This window comes from Fusobacterium varium (genome assembly GCA_021531615.1).
Classification (GTDB): domain Bacteria; phylum Fusobacteriota; class Fusobacteriia; order Fusobacteriales; family Fusobacteriaceae; genus Fusobacterium_A; species Fusobacterium_A varium_C.
This window is the reverse complement of the sequence record JADYUE010000001.1, coordinates 1-20,427: the sequence shown is the minus strand read 5'-3', so window position 1 is coordinate 20,427 and position 20,427 is coordinate 1. Positions and strand designations below refer to the sequence as shown.

19 protein-coding genes and 1 tRNA gene are annotated in these 20,427 nt (G+C 28.7%); 9 read left to right on the top strand and 11 right to left on the bottom strand.

Features of this window, described 5'->3' with window-relative positions; translation table 11 throughout:
* Positions 1-100 precede the first annotated feature (100 nt).
* The 5 genes from I6E31_00100 (at position 101) to I6E31_00080 (ending at position 5,729) form a co-directional block, all read left to right on the top strand.
* On the top strand, positions 101-1,303 hold the full coding sequence (locus I6E31_00100; GenBank protein ID MCF2638363.1) for a threonine ammonia-lyase: 1,203 nt from the start codon (positions 101-103) through the stop codon (positions 1,301-1,303).
* Between the two features lie 61 nt (positions 1,304-1,364).
* Positions 1,365-2,639, top strand: a complete 1,275-nt coding sequence (locus tag I6E31_00095) for a serine/threonine protein kinase (protein MCF2638362.1) — start codon at positions 1,365-1,367, stop codon at positions 2,637-2,639.
* A complete protein-coding gene (locus I6E31_00090; GenBank protein MCF2638361.1) occupies positions 2,629-3,375 on the top strand; it encodes a VacJ family lipoprotein in 747 nt (248 codons plus the stop codon). Before I6E31_00095 ends, I6E31_00090 begins: the two co-directional genes overlap by 11 nt.
* 21 nt (positions 3,376-3,396) lie before the next feature.
* Positions 3,397-4,779: a dipeptidase PepV gene (pepV, locus tag I6E31_00085; protein MCF2638360.1), complete on the top strand. Its 1,383-nt coding sequence runs from the start codon at positions 3,397-3,399 to the stop codon at positions 4,777-4,779.
* 80 nt (positions 4,780-4,859) lie between these two features.
* On the top strand, positions 4,860-5,729 hold the full coding sequence (locus I6E31_00080) for a DUF2156 domain-containing protein (protein ID MCF2638359.1): 870 nt from the start codon (positions 4,860-4,862) through the stop codon (positions 5,727-5,729).
* A gap of 50 nt (positions 5,730-5,779) precedes the next feature.
* On the opposite strand, the gene I6E31_00075 is transcribed toward I6E31_00080, so the two are convergent.
* Positions 5,780-7,171 carry a hypothetical protein gene (locus I6E31_00075; protein ID MCF2638358.1) on the bottom strand — a complete coding sequence of 464 codons (1,392 nt, stop codon included), beginning with the start codon at positions 7,169-7,171 and terminating at the stop codon, positions 5,780-5,782.
* 185 nt (positions 7,172-7,356) lie between these two features.
* Here I6E31_00075 and I6E31_00070 point away from each other — a divergent pair, with 185 nt between their 5' ends.
* Positions 7,357-7,650 (top strand): HU family DNA-binding protein, encoded by a 294-nt coding sequence (locus I6E31_00070; GenBank protein ID MCF2638357.1) that lies wholly within the window; start codon positions 7,357-7,359, stop codon positions 7,648-7,650.
* A 13-nt stretch (positions 7,651-7,663) separates the two neighbouring features.
* Here the strand turns inward: I6E31_00070 and I6E31_00065 are convergent, their stop codons facing one another.
* On the bottom strand, positions 7,664-8,122 hold the full coding sequence (locus I6E31_00065) for a threonine/serine exporter family protein (protein MCF2638356.1): 459 nt from the start codon (positions 8,120-8,122) through the stop codon (positions 7,664-7,666).
* Positions 8,123-8,887 (bottom strand): threonine/serine exporter family protein, encoded by a 765-nt coding sequence (locus I6E31_00060; GenBank protein MCF2638355.1) that lies wholly within the window; start codon positions 8,885-8,887, stop codon positions 8,123-8,125.
* Between the two features lie 207 nt (positions 8,888-9,094).
* On the opposite strand from I6E31_00060, the gene I6E31_00055 reads away from it, so the two are divergent.
* Positions 9,095-9,607: a nitroreductase family protein gene (locus tag I6E31_00055; protein MCF2638354.1), complete on the top strand. Its 513-nt coding sequence runs from the start codon at positions 9,095-9,097 to the stop codon at positions 9,605-9,607.
* A 30-nt stretch (positions 9,608-9,637) separates the two neighbouring features.
* Positions 9,638-10,699 (top strand): hypothetical protein, encoded by a 1,062-nt coding sequence (locus tag I6E31_00050; protein MCF2638353.1) that lies wholly within the window; start codon positions 9,638-9,640, stop codon positions 10,697-10,699.
* A 53-nt stretch (positions 10,700-10,752) separates the two neighbouring features.
* Here the strand turns inward: I6E31_00050 and I6E31_00045 are convergent, their stop codons facing one another.
* From I6E31_00045 to I6E31_00010, 8 genes are all read right to left on the bottom strand, one after another.
* Positions 10,753-11,580 carry a glucosamine-6-phosphate deaminase gene (locus I6E31_00045; protein MCF2638352.1) on the bottom strand — a complete coding sequence of 276 codons (828 nt, stop codon included), beginning with the start codon at positions 11,578-11,580 and terminating at the stop codon, positions 10,753-10,755.
* A 66-nt stretch (positions 11,581-11,646) separates the two neighbouring features.
* Positions 11,647-12,498, bottom strand: a complete 852-nt coding sequence (locus I6E31_00040; protein MCF2638351.1) for a MurR/RpiR family transcriptional regulator — start codon at positions 12,496-12,498, stop codon at positions 11,647-11,649.
* The gene (locus I6E31_00035; protein ID MCF2638350.1) at positions 12,489-13,415 is read right to left on the bottom strand and encodes a TIGR01212 family radical SAM protein; all 927 of its coding nucleotides are present in this window, start codon (positions 13,413-13,415) and stop codon (positions 12,489-12,491) included. Before I6E31_00035 ends, I6E31_00040 begins: the two co-directional genes overlap by 10 nt.
* Positions 13,416-13,564: 149 nt before the next feature.
* Positions 13,565-14,476: a membrane lipoprotein lipid attachment site-containing protein gene (locus I6E31_00030; GenBank protein MCF2638349.1), complete on the bottom strand. Its 912-nt coding sequence runs from the start codon at positions 14,474-14,476 to the stop codon at positions 13,565-13,567.
* Positions 14,477-14,646: 170 nt separating this feature from the next.
* A tRNA-Ala gene (locus I6E31_00025) sits at positions 14,647-14,723 on the bottom strand.
* A gap of 390 nt (positions 14,724-15,113) precedes the next feature.
* Entirely contained in the window at positions 15,114-17,777 is a 2,664-nt protein-coding gene (locus I6E31_00020; GenBank protein MCF2638348.1) for a tetratricopeptide repeat protein, read from the bottom strand.
* 68 nt (positions 17,778-17,845) lie between these two features.
* Entirely contained in the window at positions 17,846-18,403 is a 558-nt protein-coding gene (locus I6E31_00015) for an RNA 2'-phosphotransferase (GenBank protein ID MCF2638347.1), read from the bottom strand.
* Positions 18,400-18,876: a hypothetical protein gene (locus I6E31_00010; protein MCF2638346.1), complete on the bottom strand. Its 477-nt coding sequence runs from the start codon at positions 18,874-18,876 to the stop codon at positions 18,400-18,402. The genes I6E31_00015 and I6E31_00010 overlap by 4 nt, the downstream gene beginning before the upstream one ends.
* A 312-nt stretch (positions 18,877-19,188) precedes the next feature.
* On the opposite strand from I6E31_00010, the gene I6E31_00005 reads away from it, so the two are divergent.
* Positions 19,189-20,325: an ATP-binding protein gene (locus I6E31_00005; GenBank protein MCF2638345.1), complete on the top strand. Its 1,137-nt coding sequence runs from the start codon at positions 19,189-19,191 to the stop codon at positions 20,323-20,325.
* Positions 20,326-20,427 lie beyond the last annotated feature (102 nt).

The window sequence follows — 20,427 nt, the reverse complement described above, 5'->3', positions numbered from 1 at the left end:
GATAGAAAAATAATAAAAATGTTGAAAATAAGTAAGAAAAGTTTTATAATGAAGATAGATAACTTGTATGAATATTTTACATTACTAAGGGGGAATCAAAATGGCAGTTACACTAGAAACTATAAAAAAAGCAAAAACCACGATTGAAAGTTCAATTAAAAGAACACCTTTAATTGAGTGTCCTACACTAGAAAAAATGACTGGAGGAAAAGTTTTATTTAAACTTGAAAATCTACAAAAGACAGGTTCTTTCAAATTAAGAGGGGCTTTAAACAGAATAGCCAATTTAACAGAAGAGGAAAAGGCAAGAGGAGTTATTGCCTCATCAGCTGGAAACCATGCTCAAGGTATAGCTTTAGGAGCTACTGCTCAAGGTATAAAATCTACAATAGTTATGCCTGAAACAGCACCAATAGCTAAGATAGCAGCTACAAGAGGATATGGAGCAGAAGTAGTACTTTGTGGTACTGTTTATGATGATGCTTTTGCTAAAGCTTGTGAAATTCAAAAAGCTACTGGAGCAGTATTTTTACATCCATTTGATGATGAGTATGTAATAGCTGGACAAGGAACAATAGGTCTTGAAATATTAGAAGATGCAGCAGATCTTGATGCAGTTTTAGTACCTATCGGTGGAGGAGGAATTCTTGCTGGAATAGCAACTGCTGTTAAATCAATAAATCCTAAGATAAAAGTAATAGGTGTTGAATCTGAAAATGCAGCTTCAATGACAGAGGCTTTAAAACGTGGAGAGTGTTGTGAAGTTTGTGCTCAACCTACAATAGCTGATGGTATTGCTGTTAAAAAAGTTGGTTGTAAAACTCTTGAACTTGTAAGAAAATATGTAGATGAAGTTATTACAGTAAGTGAAGATGAGATTGCTAGAGCTATACTATTCCTTATGGAAAAAAGTAAAGTTGTTGCTGAAGGTGCAGGAGCTACTCCTCTAGCTGCTATTCTTGCTGGAAAAGTTAAATGTGTAGGAAAAAAAGTTTGTGCTGTTGTTTCTGGTGGTAATATAGATGTAAACCTTATTGAGAGAGTTTTAAACAGAGCTCTTATCAACGAGGGAAGAAGATTTGAATTTAAAGTTAAGGTTCATGATAGATTTGGAGAAACAGAAAAACTTCTAAAACTTATTACAAAAAATAGAGCTAACATTTTATTTATAACTCAAAGCATGTATAATATAGATTTAGGAATTAATATGCAAGAGATTACCCTTGTAATTGAATGCAGTGACATTGAACATAGAAATAATGTTATTGTAAAAATCAAAGAAGCTGGATATGAAATCTACTAAACTATTGAAAAATTTTAACAATTGAAGTAGAATAACTATTATATGTTGTTTGGAGGAAAAAATGAAAAAGATAATAGGAGCACTATTAATACTTGTATTTTCCAACCTATTTGGAGAGTATAAATATCCATTTAAAAATCCATATATGGCAACTATATTAGGAAGTTCTACTCTTATGACAGATGGAGTAAGTGAAGCTGTCCCCACAAAGGTGTATAAAGTAAAACTACCTAATAGCAAGGAGCCACCTGAAAATTTATGGTATAATGGCAAATTTGAGTTTTCTTTAGTTCACCAAAAGGAGAAAGCTCCACTTATTTTTCTTTTAGCTGGTACAGGATCAGACTATCATGCTACAAGAATGATATTGTTTCAAAGAATTTTTTATGATGCAGGATTCCATGTAATCTCTATAACTTCACCTATGCACTCTAACTTTATTGTTAATGCTTCTACAAATAAGATGCCAGGAATGATTATAGAAGATGGAAAGGATATCTACAAAGTGATGAAGGAAACTTACAATATTGTAAAGGATGATATTGAAGTATCTGATTTCTATGTAGTAGGTTATAGCCTTGGAGGAACATCTTCTGCTGTTGTTTCATATTTAGATGAAATAGAAAAGGCATTTAACTTTAAAAGAGTTTTTATGGTAAATCCAGCTGTGGATATATATTCTTCAGCTATGAAACTTGATAAAGAGTTAAATAAATATACAGATGATGATCCTAAAAAAATAGGAATGTTAATAGATAGTGTTATAAGTAAAGTATCTTCAACTTTAAAAGGTGGATATACAGAGATAACAGAGGAAACTATCTATAAATTATTTGAAAATGATGTTCTTTCTAATGAGGATATGAGCCAACTAATAGGACTTGCCTTTAGATTGACATCAATAGATCTGAACTATGTAACAGATCTTTTAAATAATATGGGAGTATATGTAACAGAGCCAGTTGGTAAATTTACAAATATGTTTCCATACTTTGAAAAGATAGACTTTGCTGATTTTGAAGATTATATGAATAGACTTGCCTATCCATATTATAAAAAGAAATTTGGTGGAAATATCACATTAAATCAGCTGCTTACAACTACAACTCTTAAACAGATAGAGAACTATCTGAAAACAACTGATAAGATAGTAGCTGTAACAAATAGAGATGAGCTTATCTTAAATGAAAATGATTTCAAATTCTTGGAAAATACTTTCAAAGATAGACTTATAATCTATCCATATGGGGGACATTGTGGAAATATGTTCTACTCTGAAAATGTAGATGTAATGTTAAAATTCTTAAAAGAGGGGGTATTTAAATATGAAAATTAGAAAAAAAATACTGACTCTTTTAATCTTCACTTTACTTTGTGCAACTGCTTTTGGAGATGAAAATAAAAATAGTAGTGAAAATCTAAAAACTAAAAGTGAAATTGCTCAATATTTTGGAGTATATGACCCATGGGAGCCTTTAAATAGAAGAATATACTATTTTAACTATACTTTTGATAAATATGTTTTTTTACCTGTTGTAGATGCCTATAATTTAATAACTCCAACTTTTGTTCAAAAAGGAGTAAAAAACTTTTTTGCAAATAGTGTAAATCTTACTACAACAGGAAACTCTATCTTACAGGCAAAGCCTAAAAAAGCTATGAAAGCATGGGGAAGATTCTCTATAAATGCTACTTTAGGGTTGTTTGGTTTATTTGATGTAGCATCAAAATTGGGAATGCCTAAACCTTATGAAGATTTTGGACTTACTCTTGCTCACTATGGTGTAGGAGATGGACCATACCTTATTTTACCATTTTTAGGACCTAGTAATTTAAGAGATGCAGTAGGTAGTGGAATAAATACATACGCTTTAGGAGCATTGGATCCTTATGAAGCTGCTGATATTGTAGATATAGATAAACCTGGAGTAGTTGCTCTACAAGGGATAGATAAGAGAAAAAATACAAGTTTTAGATATTATAGTAGTGGATCACCTTTTGAATATGAATATTTAAGATTTTTTTATAAAAAATATAGAAAGATACAGATGGAAACTGGAGAACAGTTTTAATTTAATAGGGGGGTAATGATGATAAATTTACAAGAAAAAGTTTTAACTTACAAAGATGAGATTGTAAAAGGAATACAAGGAGCTGTACAAATAAAAAGTGTACAAGAACCTGCTAAAGAGGGAAAACCTTTTGGAGAAGGACCAACAGCAGCATTACAATATTTCTTAGATTTAGGAGCTAAATTAGGATTTAAAGTTGAAAACTTTGATAACTATGCTGGAACTATTGAATTTGGAGAGGGAGAAGAGGTTGTAGGTATTCTTGGACACGTAGATGTAGTACCTGAAGGAGATGGATGGATATACCCCCCATATGGTGGAGTTATAGCTGATGGAAAAATATTTGGAAGAGGAACTCTTGACGATAAAGGACCATCTATGATCTGCTTATATGCTATGAAAGCTATCATGGATTCAGGAGTAAAATTAAATAGAAAAGTAAGAATGATAATTGGAGCTAATGAAGAAACTGGAAGCTTATGTATGGAACATTACTTCAATACTTTAAAAATGCCTCAACCAACTATGGCATTTACTCCAGATTCTAGCTTCCCAGTAACATTTGCAGAAAAGGGAATTATCCGTGTTAAATTTACTCAAGAGTATAAAAACTTAGGAGATTTCACATTTACTGGTGGAAATGCTTTTAACTCTGTTCCTGATGGGGCAAAAGCTGTTATTCCTCAAGAGTTTACTGGAGATCTATTATCTAAAGTAGAAGCTTATAATGAAGGAAAAGAGTTTAAAATCTCTGTTGAATTAAAAGATGGAAAATACTATGTTGCATCTGAAGGAAAATCTTCTCATGCTGCAAGACCTCACAAAGGATACAATGCAGTTAGTGCACTATTTGCATTCTTAGGAACTGCTGAAATATTAAATGAAGATCTAAAAAATATAGTAGATTTCTTTAAAGAATATGTAAAAATGGAAAATGATGGAACATCTTTAGGAGTAAACTTTGAAGATCATGAAACTGGTAAACTTACTTTAAATATTGGAAAGATGAATATCTCTAATGGAGCTATGGAAATTTGTGTAGATATGAGATGTCCAGTTCATGTACCTAACCAAAAAGTTATTGATACATTAAAAGCAAAAGTAGAAGGAAAGGTAAATGTAGTTGTTGCTGGAAACACAGCTCCTCTATATGTTGCTAAAGATAGTTTCCTAGTTTCTACATTGATGAATATCTATAAAGATATTACTGGAGATGTTGAAGCTGAGCCAGTTGCTATTGGTGGAGGAACTTACGCTAGAGAGGTAACAAATGGAGTTGCTTTTGGAGCTCTTCTTTCATCTCAAGTAGATAATATGCACCAAAAAAATGAGTGCCTAGAAATAGATAAGATTGATACTATTGCTAGAATCTATGTTGAGGCTATCTATCAACTAGCAAAATAAAAAAGTGCTAGTAAAAGTATATTTTTTTTAGTATTATATAGTGAGGAACAAATTATATATTTTACTAAGGAGATATTAAAATGGAATGGAAAAATTTAACCATTGACGATAAAGAGATTATTGATGAGTTCACCAAAGGGAAGTTTATAACTTGTGATTATAACTTTACAAATCTTTATCTTTGGAGTCAAGGGGAGAAGGCAACTTATGCTATAGAGAATAATGTTCTAGTTGTAAGAGGATTATATGAGGGTAAATATTACTACTTTATGCCTGTACCTAGATCATTGGAGTACTTAGATAATGCTAAAGAGATAATAAGAAACCTTTTAAATGAAAAAGCTCAAATTATTCTTGTACCTGAAAAATGGAAAAATTATCTTGAAGATAGTTTTGTTTTAGAGGAGAGAAGGGATAGCTTTGACTATGTTTACTCTTTAGAGAGTTTAGCTTATTTAAAGGGAAGAAAATACTCTAAAAAGAAAAATAGAGTTAACAACTTTATGAAAACTTATGACTATGCTTATGAGAAGATAACTTCTGAAAATATAAAAGAGGTTTTAGAGTTTCAAGGAGATTGGTGTCACGATAAATCTTGTGAAATTATACCTGTTTTAAGAAATGAAGATATTGGAATCCACAATATTTTAAATCACTTTGATAGACTTGGAGTCAAAGGTGGAATGTTAAAAGTTGATGGAAAAGTAATAGCTTACTCATTGGGAGAGGCACTAGATGATGAATATGTAGTGGTTCATATTGAGAAGGGGCTTAATGAATATATTGGAAGTTATCAAATGATAAATATGATGTTTTTACAAAATGAGTTTAAAGATTATAAGTTTGTAAATAGAGAAGATGATTTTGGTGATTTAGGACTTAGAGATGCAAAGGAGTCTTACCATCCATTGGAACTTTTAAAGAAATATGAAATTGTTGGAATTAAATAGATAATGAGAAAGGCTGTTCAGATTAGTTGATCTGTACAGCCTTTTGTATATTACTCATTTTCTAATAATTTAAAGTTTCTCCAAAATTGCTTTAATTCAATCTCATATACAGGAATATCTGTAATTTCAAATTCTAAATTAATTAAAGTTACTATTAAATCTATTTTTATTCCTTGACTTAAAAAGTATCTAAGTTTGTAAACAGGTATATATTGAATTATCTCAATATTATAGATCTTTTCTAAAAAACTTCCCACTTTTTTTCCAGCAAAATGGTTTAATGTATTATCAACTATAATAACTTTTTTTCTGCTGTTTTTTCTCTCTTTATTAATTTCACTTTGAATAAATCTAGTTAATAAAATAATATCTTCATTTTCAAAACTTCTAAAATATTTTTTTAGTAGAGATTCAAGATAGAAAAAAAGATTTAGATTATACTCTGGAAGATCTGAAACATCAATATTTTTTTCTGATATATTAAACCTAGATTTAAAATCAGAAATTCTAATTAAATTTAAAATTTTATTTTTTAATCTTCTCTTAATCACTATATCTTTAAAGATATTTTTCTGTAACTCATCAAAAAAAGATGATATATTCTCTTCAAGAATTAATTCAAAATCACTCATATATTTGCTCTTTAATATCTCTATAATAATACAGATATAATCTTCAGAAAGATCAAGTTGTAACTCATCTTTAAAGAAGGTTTTAATCTCTTGATAATTTTTAAAATCACGACTTTTTAATTTATAAGAAAAACTTTTATTTTCTTTAGGAGTAAAAGATAAGATAATTATGGAGATAATAGCATAAAAACTATATATTTGAGGCTCTTTTTTTATTTTAGCCAATAAAATATTAGTTTTTAATAGAATCTCTTCAAGCTTTTTTTCATCAACTAAAGAGAAAATAATATTTTTAAAAATAGTTTTTAAGTTTATTCCAGCAGAGAGAAACTTAGTAAAAAATGCTATTAAAAGTCTATTTATTATTTGAGGTTCTCCATAGATTTTAACTCCTTTTCCTGGGATAGCCTCAACTTCAAGTTGATACTCTTTTAAAAACTTTTTTACTTCAAGTAGATCATAGTTTAAAGTTCTTCTTGTGACATCTAGAACATCACTTTCATGAGTTAAGATAATTTCGTGTTTTAACAAAAGTTTTGTCAAAAGGTAATCTCTTCTATCAATTGAAGTTAAAGTTGAATTTGAAGAGATCAGTTTTTTTATTTTAAAAATCTCTTTTTTATCTAAATAAAATAGATCTTTATCCTTCTTTATCTCACTAAGATTATGTTTAACTAATGCTCTATTTAGATCTTCGATATTGTATCTTATTGTCCTAGGATTGAGGTTTAAAAGTTTTGCAAAATCATCAATACTATATTTTTCCTGAAATAAAAGTTCCAATATTTTTATATTTTTTCCATTTAACATCAAACCTCTCCCCTTTATAAAATATGCGAAATTTTTTTCAATTTTATTGAAAAAAAAATCTAATTTAATCTCGTTAAAAACAATGTTACTATAAGGTATAATAATGTATTATATTTATAGTATAAGACATTTTATAGAAAAAAACTACTATAAAAAATATGAATTAGTTTTGAGGAGGAAGTTATATGACAGAAAAGGAATTTACAAAAAATTATCTTAATTCCTTCAAAAAAGAGGGAAGACTAAAAAACATTGGAGAGGCTAAAAAAAGAATCGAAGTTTTCTTTGATACTTTACAAGAAGCTCTCGAAAAAGAGGGAAAAGTAATTTTCAAAGATTGGGGTAAATTTGAAATTGAAGAAAGAGAAGAAAGAAATTATGGGAATCCAAAAACTCAAGAGAGAATTGTGATTCCAGCAAAAAAAGTTTTTAAATTTACTGTAGGAAAGAAATTTGCAGATAAAGTAAAAAACAGCTAGTGGAGCAATCCACTCAGCTGTTTTTTACAAGCTTTGTTTTTATCTCAGCATAGAGTTTGAATAAAGTAGAAGCAGAAAAGATACCGACAGCCATTGCTCCAGCTATTATAAAGGTCTGTATACCTTTTTGAATAGCTATAGGGTAGTTTTTATCTAATAGATTATACATAGTATAATAAATTCCACCTCCTGGGGCTAAAGGGATCAATGCTGCAATTAGAATAGTTGTTACAGGGGTAGAAATTTTTCTAGCAACGATTTCTGAATAAATAGCCATTGTAAAAGTAGCTATAAAGTATGACAATCCTTCTGGAAACTCTAATTTTTGCCCCAAAAGATAAATAGCCCAACTTAAACCTCCAGCTATACTTGTATGAATGAGGTTTTTATTTTTTATATTGAACATCAATCCAAATCCAAAAGTTGTAATTACTGCAGAAAATATTTGAAAAATCATTTTCTCAATAGGCATCTATACACCTCCTAGATCTAAAAGTAATTTTAAAGCAATTCCAGAACCAACAGCTATAGCTGTTCCAATCATCACTACCTCACCTAATCTTGAAAAACCAGTAACTAAATCTCCAGAAAACAGATCTCTCATAGAGTTTATAAATGCTACTCCAGGAACTAAAATCATAAGAGTAGATATAATTGGAATAGAAACATCAGTTATAAAGCCGTAACGTAGGAAAATACAGGCTGCTCCAGATGATATAGCACCACACAATAGATTAGTAAAGAAAACCCCTAAATTTAGCATATCAGTGATTTTAGAGGTAAATGCTACCAAGATACCACAAAGAAAAGCTGCTATAAATTCATGAAAATTTCCAGAGAAAAGGAAAGTAAAAAAACCAGCTCCTAAGCAGTTTCCAAAAATATTTATAGGGAAAGAGTAGGGCTTATCTTGTTCAATTTCTAGCAATCTATTTTCCAACTCTTCATAATTGTATTTAGAAAGATTTTTTAATAAAGTATGAACTTGATAGACTTTATCTAAATTTGTATTTCTTGAATTAACTCTTTCAACTAATGATACAACCTCTCCATCTGAATTTTTCAATGTTATAATTATACAAGTTAAAGTAGCAAAACATTGTGGAATTAATCCATAGGATTTAGCTACTTGACATACAGAGTTTTCAACTCTATATACCTCTGCTCCATTTTGTAGAAGAATTTTTCCAGCATGACATGCTAGAGATAAAATTTTATACTCATTTTTTTTTGTCATGTTATACTCTCCAATGTTTAATTTATCCATGTAAATTATAACATAGATTTTAAATATTAAAAATATAAATTTCTTTAGTTAATCCTCTTTTTTACTTATTATTAATTTTATAACAAACTTCCCCTTGTAGTTTATATTTATTTTAATATATTTTATTCTTTATGATATAATTATATTGTTAAAACAGAAATTAAGGGAGATGAGATTATGAATTTTTTATCAAGAAGAAGTATTAGAAAGTATAAGAATATTCCTGTAGAAAAAAAGATAATAGATGAGCTTTTAAAAGTTGCTATAGTTGCACCTACTGGACATAATGCAAGAGCTTGTGAGTTTATAGTTTTTGAAAATGAAAAAGAGGTAAAAAAATTAATAGGTATAAAAAAAGCAGGAGCTAACTTTTTAGAAACTGCTCAAGCTGGAATTGCTGTTGTTGTAGACTGCAATAAAGCTGGAACATGGATAGAGGACGGATCAATAGCAGCTTATACAATTCAATTGAAAGCACATGAAATGGGGCTTGGAAGTTGTTGGCTACAACTTAGAGATAGATTTAGTCCAAATGATGAACCTTCTGATGAGTTGTTTGCAAAAATAGTAGGGCTTCCTGAAAATTATAGAGTTCTTTGCTTTATAGCTTTAGGATATGCTGATGAAGAAAAAGCAGAGTACACAGATGAAGATATAAATTTATTAAAAGTTCATTATAATAGGTTTTAAATAAATAAAAAATTTTATAGGTGATTGATAATGCAACAAGGTTTTAAAAACTCAGAAGATTTTCAAGAAACATCTGAAGAAAGATTAAAAAGAATAAATGAGGCTATTGAAACAATAAGAGAAAAATATAGTACTAGTCATAATAATAATGAAAAAATTCAAAATGAAGTTGAAAAAACAAAACAGGAAAATAAAATAAAGGAAATTAAAATAGAACAAGAAAAAGAGTCTAAAAAATCTTTAAAATCATTTATTTTTATAGGGTTAGCAATTGTTATTTCTTTAATTAGTATAATTGTTTATAAAAATAATTTTGAAGTGAAAAAAGAATATTCACAAAATGGAAGTGTTATAGGAGAGGGAAAATATTACTTTGGAAAAAAGGATGGTACTTGGATAGAATATTATGATGGGAAAATAGAGGAAGTCAGTTATAATAATGGGATAAAAAATGGGATTTCTAAAATTAAATATGATAATGGAAATATGGAAGAGTTTTCATATGTTAATAATGTTAAAAATGGAGCAGCTAAATTTACTTATATCAATGGAGATGTAGAAGAGTACACATATAATAATGATGGGATTAAACAAGGTGCAGCTAGACGAATTTTTTCAAATGGAGTTAAGGAAGAGTTCTTCTATGTAAATAACCTTAAAGAAGGGTTATTAAAACATATTTATCCCAATGGAGATTATAGAGAATATATTTATGTTAAAGGAGTTAGAAAAAATTCTGCCAAATATATTTTTTCAAATGGAGACATAGAGGAATATAGTTTCGATAAAAAAATAAAGAATGGAAAAGCTAGATACACTTACAATAATGGAGATATAGAAGAGTATTTCTATATTGATGGTATTAAGAGAGGAAAGGCTAGGTATTTTTATATCAATGGAGATATAGAAAAATATACATATGTTAATGGGAAAAAAGAGGGAGCAGCTGAATATATTACTACTAATGGAAAGAAAATAAAATATACATATAAAAATGATAAAAGAATAAACCTAAAAAAAGAGAATCATAATTTAATTATGAGAGAAAATCTTCCAAAACTTAAAGAAGAAAGCTCTTTTAAAAAAATATAAATATAAAAAAAGAGCTGTGCAAATTATTTGCAACAGCTCTTAAATTTTATCTATTATCTTTTTTCAGCATAAAGATCAGCTAGTAATTTATCTGTATCTAGGTTATTTTTTTCCATATCTTTGAAGTATCTATAAGTAGCAACTTTTAATTCAGAACAAGCAGCTTCGTCAGAAACGATTATTCCTTTTCTGTGAAGTTGAAGAGCTGAAATTGTCCACATGTGGTTTACTCCTTCTTCAATTCCATGTTGTAATGCTCTTGCTTTGTTTAATCCAGTAACCATTATTAATACTTCTTTAGCATCAAGAATTGTTCCAACTCCTACTGTAAGAGCTAATTTAGGAACTGCATTGATATCTCCATTGAAGAATCTAGCATTTGCAACTATTGTATCCATAGTAAGTTCTTTATCTCTTGTTCTTGAAGATAGAGAAGATCCTGGTTCGTTGAAAGCAATATGTCCATCTGGTCCGATTCCTCCTAAGAATAGGTGAATTCCTCCATAAGATTTGATTTTATCTTCATATCTTTGGCATTCAGCTTCATAATCTTCAGCAAGTCCATTAAGAATATTTACATTTTCTTTAGGAATGTCAATGTGATTAAAGAAGTTAGAGAACATATAGTGGTGATAGCTTTGATCATTGTCTGGAGCAAGTCCAACATATTCATCCATATTAAAAGTAACTACATTTTCAAAAGAAACAATTCCATCTTTATTTAATTGGATAAGTCTTTTGTACATTTCTAATGGAGTTCCTCCTGTAGGTAGTCCTAGTACAAATGGTCTTTCTTTAGTAGGTTTAAATTCATTGATTTTTCTAGCTACATATACTGCTGCCCAATCTCCAACATTTTTGTCTGTGATAACAACTCTCATAATTTTTCCTCCAAATTAATTTTTTTATTTTAATTAAGTAGATCTACTACTGTCAGCCCTATTAAATTAAAGCTTTGAATCTTTTACAAGCTCAATTGCATTGAAAATATAATCTTGTAAATTTTCATTTTCTAACATCAATTTTATATATATCATATCTACAACAGTAAGTTGTGATATTCTAGGTGATAAAGCTGTGGCTCTAAAGTCGCTTTTCATCTCAACAGTGCTCAATCTGATATCTCCTAACTCTCTAATAGGATTGTTTGCTACACTTGTTAAAGTTATAATTTTTATCCCTTTATTTTTAGCAACCTTTGCAAGATTGAAAAGTTCTAATGTTTTTCCACTATGAGAGATAACAAAAAGAATATCATTTTCATTCATAGTAGAAAGGTAACTTAATTGCATGTGGCTATCATTTTCAAAAGATGCAACTTTTCCAAGCTCCATCAATTTAAAATAAAGATCTCTTGCAACTATTCCTGAGAACCCAACTCCTGCAAGCATAATCTTTCTTGCACTATTAATAGCTTGTACAGCTTTTTCCAACTCTTTAAAATCTGTAATCTCATAGGTATTATTGACAGCTCTAATATTTTCAGTGGCAACTTTTTTCCCAATGATCTCAAAAGAATCTGTTGATTTTAACTCTTCGTGCATTATATTAACATGAGATTCAGCTTTTCTATTTCCAATATCTTGACTTAAAGAAAGTTTAAAATCTGGAAAACCTGAAAATCCTAGCTTTTTAGAAAATCTTACAATAGATGCTTGACTTGTGTCACAATTTTGAGCTATCTCATAAGTTGTTAGATTTTTTATTCTTTCAGGATCTTCTAATATATATTCAGCAATTTTCTTTTCTATTGATGTTAACTGATTTTTCATAGCATTTAATTTAATAATTATTCCCATGATTTATGTCCATCTCCTTGATATATATTCTGATTCTTTAACTCCTTTTCAATAGAATTTAAAACATCTCTTTTATTTAAACTCCAAAGTGGAGATATTAAAGTCTCTTTGTTTCCATCCCCAGTCAATCTATGTATAACTATATTATACGACAAATTCTCTAAAATTTTAACTGTTTTTTTCACATATTCTTCTTTTTTTTGAATTTTTATTTCGTTGTTGTTATAAAATTCCTCTAAACGTGTATTTTTTATAATGTGTAAAAGATGAATTTTCACTCCCCATGTTCCACACTTTTCAGAAAATATAGCTGTATTCAATGGATCATCCTCTTTTTCATGTGGTAAACCTATAATTATATGAGTTACAAACTTAATATTTTTAGAATTTAATTTTTCAGTAGCCTCTATATATGTAGAAAGTGGATATTGTCTATTTATTATTTTTGCCACCTCTTCATTAATAGTTTGTAGCCCTAATTCAACCCATAAAAAATGCTTTTTATTTATCTCATCTAACAAATCTATTACTTTATCTTGTAAACAATCTGGTCTAGTGGCAATAGCTAACCCTATTACTCTTGGATGTGAGAGAGCTTCATAATATATCTTTCTTAGATATTCTACATTACCATAAGTATTTGTAAAATTTTGAAAATAGGCAATAACTTTACCAGTTGGAAACTTTCTTTCAATAAGTTTTAATTGCTCCTCAATCTGATCATTTATGCTCTTTCCTCTGCTCCCTGCAAAATCTCCACTTCCTCTCTCACTACAAAATATGCACCCTTTTGTACTGAGAGTTCCATCTCTATTTGGACAAGTAAATCCACCATCAAGGGAAACTTTATATATTTTTTCTCCAAAGGTATTTTTGAAGTAATTATCCAAGGAGTTATATCTTTTTCTATTTTCCATTATTTTATCCTTTCTAGTTTAATATTCTTATCTATATTTTAATCAAAATTTTTTATTATAACAAGTATTTTAGTTAAATAAATATAAATTATAAAAAAACTGCACCCTCTATCTTAGTTGTCTAAGATTTTAGGTGCAGTATATATCAATTATTCCTCTTCGTTTGTATTATTTACTTCTTCTTGAAGTTTATCAAATACTTTTAGAGCTTGAACTTCTAATTTTTTTATTTTTTCTTTATCACTATTAGTTATTTTCTTATTTAATTTTTCAGCTATAATCTGATATTCTAACTCTATTGAGTAATCAACAAGAGCATTTACATATTGCTTTCCTATATTATCTTGTAGCCATACTATCCCTTCAGCTATCTCCTTTAGATTACTTCTATCTTCAAGTTCAACTTCCATATATCCATCACTTATAAATTGAACTCTACCACTAGGATAGTATTTTACAACATTTTCTCCAAACTCATTTTTCAAAAATGCCTTCTCATCAAAACGTTTATATTCACTCTCTTCAGGCTCTTTAGTTTCTTCAACTTTTTGGTTAGTGTAACCATTTTTTAATGCTAAATTATAGAATTCTAGCATAATATCAAGTTCCTCTTGAGGAATAACTTTATTAGTAGCAATATCAGAAGTTACAATATCACTTGTTTTAGTTTCAATGTAATCTCCATTTTTTTCAGTTTCTATTCTAACTTTTATTTTATCATTAGATGCTACTATAACTTTTCCATTTTTAGTTTCTCCTTCAACTGCCCATTTAACCTCTGAAAATTTTTCTGGAACAGTGAAACCACCTTGTTTTAAAGCAAAATTAATTTCATCTTTTGAACCGAAGGACAACATAAGTAGAACAGCTTCATTAAATAGGAAGTTTTTATCATTTACTAGATAAGTTTCTCCACCTTTGATATTGTTATCCACTAATTTTTCAACTGTTACACCATCAGGAAAAGTGATTTTTTTCACAGTGTTTATATAATCCTCATCACTTGAACAACCTGTTAACATTAATAAGATTCCAATTAAAATAAAATATAGTTTTTTCATAAGCTCCTCCCATATTTCAAATTGTTTCTTAATATTATTATACCACAAGTTTTAGTAAAGTGATAATAAATAAGCTATTTTTTTAGATTTAAGAACATCTTATATGAAAATTATATTTTTAATTAGGAAATAAAAAAGCCACCCATTAAGAGTGGCATAATTTTTAATTTTGGTGGAGATAAGCGGGATCGAACCGCTGACCTACGCAGTGCAAGTGCGTCGCTCTCCCAAACTGAGCTATATCCCCACGGACAAAAATTATAATATCATAATCATATTATTTTGTCAATATTTTTTTAAAGTATCTCTTTATTTAGCTATCTAAATTCTATAAAAGATTATTTAGTTTAAAGTTTAATTTTCATAATACTAGGTTATCATTTAAAGATCATTTTCCTAAACTTATATTTTTAATATCAACTAGCCTTCATACTAAAGAATAAAGAATCCCTAGGCTTATTCCGTTGAAAATGCAAAACTCGACTTCGTCTCAAACACGTTGCATTTTCTTAACTTCATTTCGCTGAGGGATTCTAGTATTCTCCAGTGAATTACGGCTTTAGTTGATATTGGGATAAATCTTTATTTTTTATATTTGCTTGTAGTTATAAATAGGTAAGTAATTATTTTTATAAGTTTAAGCTAGATAACTTGTAGTTGAAATCAATTGTTTTATTGTTTCAACATCTTTTTTTAGCTCAGGTGAGTTGAGAATTTCTCCACCAATATATGAATCAGCCTCTTTCAAATACTCTTGAGCTTTTTCTTTTTCATCAATAAGGGCGTAACACCAAGCAAGTTCTAACTCTGTCCAACCTCTATACTCCCCTTTTTCTGCTGAAATTTTTAAAATTTCTATTGCCTTTGAAATCTCTCCAAGTTTTCTATAACAAGAACCAAGATGATAAGAGATCCATTCACTATCTGGATTTATAAACTTAGCTTTTTCAAAATGCTCTAAAGCCTCCTTAGTTCTTCCTAGTTTTGCTAAAGAGAAACCGATCTGTCCATTAATCCAATCATCTTCTCTACCAAGAGCAACAGCTTTTTCAAAATATTCCAAAGCCTCTTCATATTTTTCTGGCTGTCCACTTAAATTCCAACCAATTTCAGAATATAGCCAAATATCATTTCTTCCAAGTTTTTCAGCCTCATAAAGATATTTCAATGCCTCTTCTGGATTATTTAATTTTCCGTAAAGGTAAGCTATTTGTGAATTAATTGGAACACTATTTCCATTCTCTGTAACAACAAAAGCTTTAAGTTTTTCAATAGCCTCATCTACTTTTCCAAGATCTTCTAAACACTCAGCTATTTGAGAATTTAACCACTCATCATTTCTGCCTAATTCTTCAGATTTTCCAAAATATTCCAAAGCCTCTTCATATCTATTTAAACTCTTTAAAGAGAATGCAAGTTCAGAGAATACCCATTCATTAGTTTTCTCTAACTCTATTGCTCTTTCTAAAAAAAGTACAGCTTCATCATATCTTCCTAATCTATTTAAGCAGAATCCCATCTCTGAATTTATCCAAAAATCATCTCTTCCAAGAGCTTTAGATTTTTCAAGATAGATAAAAGCGTCCTCATATTTTTCTAAATAATCAAGCCAATATCCAAGCTCACCATTTGTAGGAATATCATCTTTCCCTAATTCAATAGCCTTTTTATATTGCTCAATTCCCTCTTCAATTTTATCCAATCTTACAAGAGAATATCCTATTTCAAAAGCTATCCATTCATCATCTCTACCTAATTCCTTAGCTTTTTCCAAATAAGAAAGAGCTTTTTTATGATCCCTAAGATGATTATATACCCAACCTAATTCAGAGTTAATCCAGATATCATCTCTACCTAACTCTTGAGCTTTATTTAGATATTCCAATCCCTTTTCACAGTTTTCCTCTACATTATCATATAACCAAGCTAATTCACAAATAATATAGATATCTTCAGGATCTACCTCTAAACCTTTTAAATAATTTTCTAAAGCTTTATCATATTTTTCTAACTCTTTATACAAAGCTCCAAGTTTTGCATATACCCAAGAATCATCTATACCAAGCTCAATAGCTTTTTCAAACTCTACAATAGACTCTTCATATTTATTCATTCCACCTAGACAGAACCCTAATTCAGAATGTAACCAAATATCATCTCTTCCTAGAGAAATAGCAGTTTGTAAATGCTCATAAGCTTTTTCAAAATCTTTTATATAATCATATGCCCAAGCAAATTCTGATTCAGTGGCTATAATATCATCTGTATCCTTTGCTAAATCTCTAGCTTTTTGGAAATACTCAAAAGCTTCATCATTTTTCTCTTCATCTAGTTTTCTATTTCCTAAATCAGAGTAAACCCATCTTAAAAGAACATCTCCATCAGGTTCGTTAGGGTTTAGCTCAAGGCATCTTTCAAAATACTTTTTAGCTTCTTCTAAATATTCTGGATTTTCTTTAGCTTTTTCAGAATAGTAATAAGAGTAACCTACACGGAAGTTCCAAAGTGAGTTCTCTTCTCCCTCATCTTTTAAAGAGAGTAAAACTTTAAGTCCCTCTTCACATTGATTGTTATTATTATATGCTCTTGCAAGTTTCCCAAGAATATCATAATTTAAATCCTCTTCAGGTAAAGAGTTAATTATAGCAATAATCTCTTGGTTTTTACCTTGGTTATGAAGTATATTTAATTCTTTTTCCAAATCACTTTTATTGACAAAATCTTGATACAGCTCATCATCATCAATATCTATCAATCTTTCTCTTGAATTTTTATCTGCCTCTTCATCTATATAGTGAGAATTTGTATAAGCATATCCTCTATCATTTTCTATATCATCTTTTAAAGTTAAAAATTCATAATCATTTGGTACAAGTTCAAGTCCTTTATCTATTGCATTGTAAGCTTCATCTAAAAGATTGTATTTGTAACAAAGTCTACCAAGTTGTAACCAACCCCAAGGGTACTCTGGTTCAACTTTAGTTCCAAGTCTGCTATATTCCAAAGCCTCATCAAATCTTCTAAGATAAACTAAAGCACAAGAGTATCTGTAACACCATACACCACTTTTTACACCCTCATCTTTTACTTTAGCAAGTGTCTTTTCTGATAGCTCATAATATTCATAAGAATCCATATTGTTATAGACATAAGCTTTCCAAAGTGCTACATCTAAATCGTTATCCATCTCTTCATCAGTATAGCCATTTTCTCTTTGTATCTCTGCCAATCCATTTAAAATCTCTCCAAGGTAATCAGCCTCTTCAAATAATTTTTTCCATTTTTCTGTAATTATAGCCATAAGCCCTCCTTTAGATTGCTAAAGTTGTTTTTATCTTTTATTAGACGAAAAAAATTTATAAAAAGTTTTTATCTAATAACTTTATCCCATAAAATATATCTGCTTGGAATATCATCACATAACCAAACTTTATTTTCTGATAGATAAAATTTATGCCCTATATTTTTAAGTCCCTCTATATCTATTGAAAGAATAATCACTTCTCCGTGTCTTTGTCCAACATTTCTAGCAGTTTCAATGTTCATAGATAGATGAACATATTGTCTATTCATTTTTAAAATTCCTTTTTCTTTGATACTTTCTAAAAATCTAGTGGCTGTTCCGTGATATAGGATTTTTGGTGGTGTCATCTCTTTAAGATTTAGCTCTACTTCTATAGAATGTCCTTGACTAGCTCTAATTTTAGTTTTATCTTCATTAAAACTATATCTTTTTTTACTGTTTTCTCTAACTATCCTTTCTAAAATCTCCATATCAATATATCTTTCAGAAAGTTTTACTTTTTCTATTAATTCTTTTACATCAGCCCAACCATTTTTATCTAAGGTTATCCCTATTGTTTCAGGTTTGTGCCTAAGGATAAGACTTAAAAATTTTCCTAGTTTTACATCATCTACTTTTCTCATAATTCCCTCTCCTTATAGCTTTCAATTTTTCTTTTTGGAAGTTTTGCTCCAATATTATTTAAAATCTCCCAAAAGTTTCTATAATCCTTTGAGGATATAATATAGTTTTTATTTTCCATAGTTATTTTTACTCTATAATAATAGATCCAAAGTTTAGGTATATGCTCACTCTCTATAAAATCAATTTTTTGTATATCTTTTTTCTCTATTCTTATCTCACTTCTCAAAATAGGATAAAAAAATATCAATTCATAATGAGTAATTTTAAGAGTTTTATAGAAAAGAAAATCCCTTATAAATATAAATCCATAAAAAACTCCTAATAAAATTGTAAAAATAGTATAACTATTTTTAGAAAAGGAAACTCCTGTTTTTAGTCCAAAATAAACTATAAAGCAAGAAAACCCTATAAAAAAACTGTCTACTATTTTAGATAAAATATTTATTTTGCTTTTTACCTTATAGTTTTCCATAAAACTCTCCTAGTTAATATAGCTATCCAATTCTTTTAACTTTCATATATTTCTTCAACTTTTCCAAAATTTTCCTCTATAAATTTTATAATTTCTATTCTTTCATTTTCACTGTATCTCATAAAAATTTCCTCCTTTGCTTAAGGTAAAAATAATCTTTTATTTAATATTATTATATCATTTTTAAGGATATTTCTATATAAAAAAATATTTTCAAGACACTTTAAAATTGAAATTTAATATCAAAAGTTAATGTTGTTTCTATTTAATTAAACTTTATGATATAATAAGGGAGAAAAGGGGTGAGAAACTATGTTGATTAATCCATATACACCTGTATCAGGAATGTTACCAGAATATCTTGCAGGAAGAGATGAAATTATAGATGAAGCTAAGGCTAGTATAGATTCGTTAATTTTAGGATATCCAAGAAGACCTATTATATATTACGGATTAAGAGGGGTAGGAAAAACAGTTCTATTAACTTATTTAAAGAACTATGCAGATAGCAAGCAAGTAATAACTTTTAACTTTGAAATCAAAGAGAAAGATAGTTTTATAAAAGATTTAATAGCTTATACAAACCAAGTGATAATAAGTTTAAGTAAAATAGAACAGATTAAACATCTATTTGATTCAGTAAAACAAAGCTTAATGAATTTAAGCTTAACATATAGTGTTGGGGAAGAAAGTATAAGCATAGAAAAGAAAATAAGCATGGGAACTTTTGAACATAATTTTGTAGATTTAATGGTTAATTTAGGAAAATTAGCAAGAGAAGCCAAGAGAACAATAGTTATATTTTTAGATGAAATTCAATATGCTAAGCAAGATGAGATGGAAGCTTTAATAACTGCTCAACATAAAATAAATCAAGAAAGATTACCAATTACTATAATAGGAGCAGGATTACCTAGAGTTTTAGTAACTATGTCTGAATCAAAAACTTATGCAGAAAGAATGTTTCTGTTTCAGCCAATAGATTCTTTAAAGTATGAAGATGCAGTAAAAGCTATTGTAAACCCAGGAAAAGCTTTTAATATCAAATATACAGAGGAAGCTCTAGAAGAAATATATAATATTACAGGTGGATACCCATTCTTTATCCAACTGTTTTGCTATTTAATAAGTGAAAAATGCCAAGATATAACTTTAGACATAGTAAAAGAAAATAAAAAAGTATTTTTAGAGGAATTAGATAAAAGCTTTTTTAAAGTAAGATTTAATAAATGCACTAAAAAAGAGCAAGAATTTATGTTTGCTATGAGTGATTGTGATAAACTACCATGTACTATGGCAAATGTAGCAAATATATTAGGAAAGCCTTTAAAAAATATATCTCCAGTGAGAGGGAGTTTAATAAGAAAAAATATAATATACCCTACAAGATATGGAGAGATAGATTTTACAGTGCCACAATTTAAAGAATTTTTACAAAGAATAAAATAGATAAGAGGTACAATCAAATTCTTAGAGAATATTATGAGAATGTGAAAAAAAGTCTGTAAATTAAAATAATAAATGCTTTAAATAGCTTTCTATGATAAAATT